The 3,345-nt window shown below is 61.8% G+C and carries 1 protein-coding gene; it reads right to left on the reverse strand.

The window, feature by feature from the left end; all coding sequences use genetic code 11:
* On the reverse strand, nucleotides 1-3,345 hold a 3,345-nt coding region (locus tag SB786_RS35380), incomplete at both ends, for a beta strand repeat-containing protein (protein WP_410731463.1).

A 3,345-nucleotide genomic window follows, 5' to 3' on the forward strand; every position in this document is an offset into this window, starting at 1 on the left:
TGGACGGTGGCGCCGGTTTCGATCCCGGTGACGTTCAGCGTGCCGACGTTGGTGATGTGGTCGGTGGCACTGCTGCCCGAATCGGTGGTCAGCGCAACGCCGGGCGCAGCGGCCGAGGTATCGAGCGTGAAGCTGAACGACGTTGCCGATGACGTATTGCCCGCGATGTCGATCTCGCGGACCTGGACGTTGTTCACGCCCTGGACGGCGCTGAAGCTCGTGTTCCAATGCGCGCCGTTGTCGACGCTGTACTGGACGGTGGCGCCGGTTTCGATCCCGGTGACGTTCAGCGTGCCGACGTTGGTGATGTGGTCGGTGGCACTGCTGCCGGAGTCGGTGGTCAGCGCAACGCCGGGCGCAGCGGCCGACGTATCGAGCGTGAAGCTGAACGACGTGGCCGACGACGTGTTGCCTGCGACATCGGTCTGCCGAACCTGCACGTTGTTCAACCCTTCGACGGCACTGAAGCTCGTGTTCCAATGCGCGCCGTTGTCGGTGCTGTATTGAATTGTAGCCCCCGTCTCGATACCTGAGAGGTTCAACGTACCGACATTGGAGATGTGGTCGGTGGCGCTGCTACCGGAATCGGTGGTGAGCGCAACACCGGGCGCAGCGGCTGACGTATCGAGCGTGAAGCTGAACGACGTGGCCGACGACGTGTTGCCTGCGACATCGGTCTGCCGAACCTGCACGTTGTTCAGCCCTTCGACGGCACTGAAGCTCGTGTTCCAATGCGCGCCGTTGTCGACGCTGTACTGAACGGTGGCGCCGTTTTCGATGCCTGAGAGATTCAGCGTACCGACATTGGTGATGTGATCGGTCCCGCTACTGCCGGAGTCGGTAGTCAGCGTAACACCCGGGGCCGTGGCCGACGTATCGAGCGTGAAACTGAACGACGTGGCCGACGACGTGTTGCCTGCGACATCGATCTGGCGAACCTGCACGTTGTTCAACCCTTCGACGGCACTGAAGCTCGTGTTCCAATGCGCGCCGTTGTCGGTGCTGTATTGAACGGTGGCGCCGGTCTCGATGCCCGAGAGGTTCAGCGTACCGACGTTGGTGATGTGGTCGGTGGCGTTGCTGCCGGAATCGGTGGTCAACGTAACGCCGGGCGCAGCAGCCGAGGTATCGAGCGTGAAGCTGAGCGACGTGGCCGACGACGTGTTGCCGGCGACATCGGTCTGCCGAACCTGCACGTTGTTCAATCCTTCGACGGCACTGAAGCTCGTGTTCCAGTGCGCGCCGTTGTCGACGCTGTACTGAACGGTGGCACCTGTCTCGATACCCGAGAGGTTCAACGTACCGACATTGGTGATGTGGTCGGTTGAGCTGCTACCGGAATCACTGGTGAGCGCGACACCGGGCGCAGCAGCCGACGTATCCAGCGTGAAGCTCAGCGATGTAGCGGACGACGTGTTGCCGGCCACGTCGATCTGGCGGACTTGAATGTTGTTCAGCCCTTCGACAGCGCTGAAGCTCGTACTCCAATGCGCACCGTTGTCGGTGCTGTATTGCACGGTTGCGCCGGTCTCGATGCCGGAGAGGTTCAACGTGCCGACGTTGGTGATGTGGTCCGTGGCGCTGCTGCCGGAGTCGGTGGTCAGGGCAACACCCGGCGCACCAGCCGACGTATCGAGCGTGAAGCTGAACGACGTGGCCGACGACGTGTTGCCGGCGACATCGATCTGTCGAACTTGCACATTGTTCACGCCTTCGAGGGCACCGAAGCTCGTACTCCAATGCGCACCGTTGTCGACGCTGTACTGCACAGTTGCGCCGGTTTCGATGCCCGAGAGATTCAATGTGCCGACGTTGGTAATGTGGTCGGTTGAGCTGCTGCCGGAATCACTCGTGAGCGCGACACCGGGCGCAGAAGCCGACGTATCCAGCGTGAAACTGAACGAGGTCGGGGCCGACGTATTGCCCGCGACGTCGGTCTGCCGAACCTGCACGTTGTTCAACCCTTCGACGGCACTGAAGCTCGTGTTCCAGTGCGCACCGTTGTCGACGCTGTACTGCACAGTTGCGCCGGTTTCGATGCCCGAGAGATTCAGCGTGCCGACGTTGGTGATGTGATCCGCGGCGCTGCTGCCGGAATCGGTAGTCAGGGCGACACTCGGCGCAGCGGCCGAGGTATCGAGCGTGAAGCTCAGCGACGTGGCCGCCGACGTATTGCCCGCGACATCGATCTGTCGAACCTGTACGTCGTTCACCCCTTCGACGGCGTTGAAGCTCGTGTTCCAATGCGCGCCGTTATCGACGCTGTACTGCACGGTGGCGCCCGTTTCGACACCGGTGAGATTCAACGTACCGACGTTGGAGATGTGGTCGGTGGCGTTGCTGCCGGAATCGGTCGTCAATGCAACACCGGGCGCGGCGGCCGAGGTATCGAGCGTGAAGTTGAACGAGGTCGGGGCGGATGTGTTGCCAGCGATATCGGTTTGCCGGACCTGTACGTCGTTCACGCCTTCGACGGCGTTGAAACTGGTGTTCCAGGTATGACCACCATCGATCGAGTATTCGACAACTGCGCCAGTCTCCACACCAGACACGTTGAGTGTACCGACGTTGGTGATGTGGTCGGTGGCGTTGCTGCCGGAGTCGGCGGTCAGTGCAACGCCCGGTGCAGCGGACGAGGTATCGAGCGTGAAGCTGAACGCCGTCGGAACCGATGCATTGCCCGCGATATCGGTCTGCCGCACCTGTACGTCGTTCACGCCTTCGACGGCGTTGAAGCTGGTGCTCCAGGTATGCCCGCCATCGGTCGAGTATTCGACGCTGGCGCCCGTTTCGACACCGGTGAGATTCAACGTACCGACGTCGGAGATGTGGTCGGTCGCGCTGCTGCCGGAATCGGTCGTCAATGCAACACCAGGCGCGGCGGCCGAGGTATCGAGCGTGAAGCTGAACGACGTCGGATCCGACGTATTGCCTGCGACATCGGTTTGCCGAACCTGCACGTCGTTCACGCCTTCGATGGCGTTGAAGCTGGTGTTCCAGGTATGCCCGCCATCGGTCGAGTATTCGACGCTGGCGCCCGTTTCGACACCGGTGAGATTCAACGTACCGACGTTGGAGATGTGGTCGGTCGCGCTGCTACCGGAATCGGTCGTCAATGCAACGCCGGGCGCGGCGGCCGAGGTATCGAGCGTGAAGCTGAACGACGTGGCCGACGACGTGTTGCCTGCGACATCGGTCTGCCGGACCTGTACGTCGTTCACCCCTTCGATGACGTTGAGGTTGGTGTTCCAGGTATGACCACCATCGATCGAGTATTCGACGCTGGCGCCCGTTTCGACACCGGTGAGATTCAACGTACCGACGTTGGAGATGTGGTCGGTCGCG

Source organism: Burkholderia sp. SIMBA_062 (assembly GCF_046534765.1).
GTDB classification, from domain to species: domain Bacteria; phylum Pseudomonadota; class Gammaproteobacteria; order Burkholderiales; family Burkholderiaceae; genus Burkholderia; species Burkholderia ambifaria.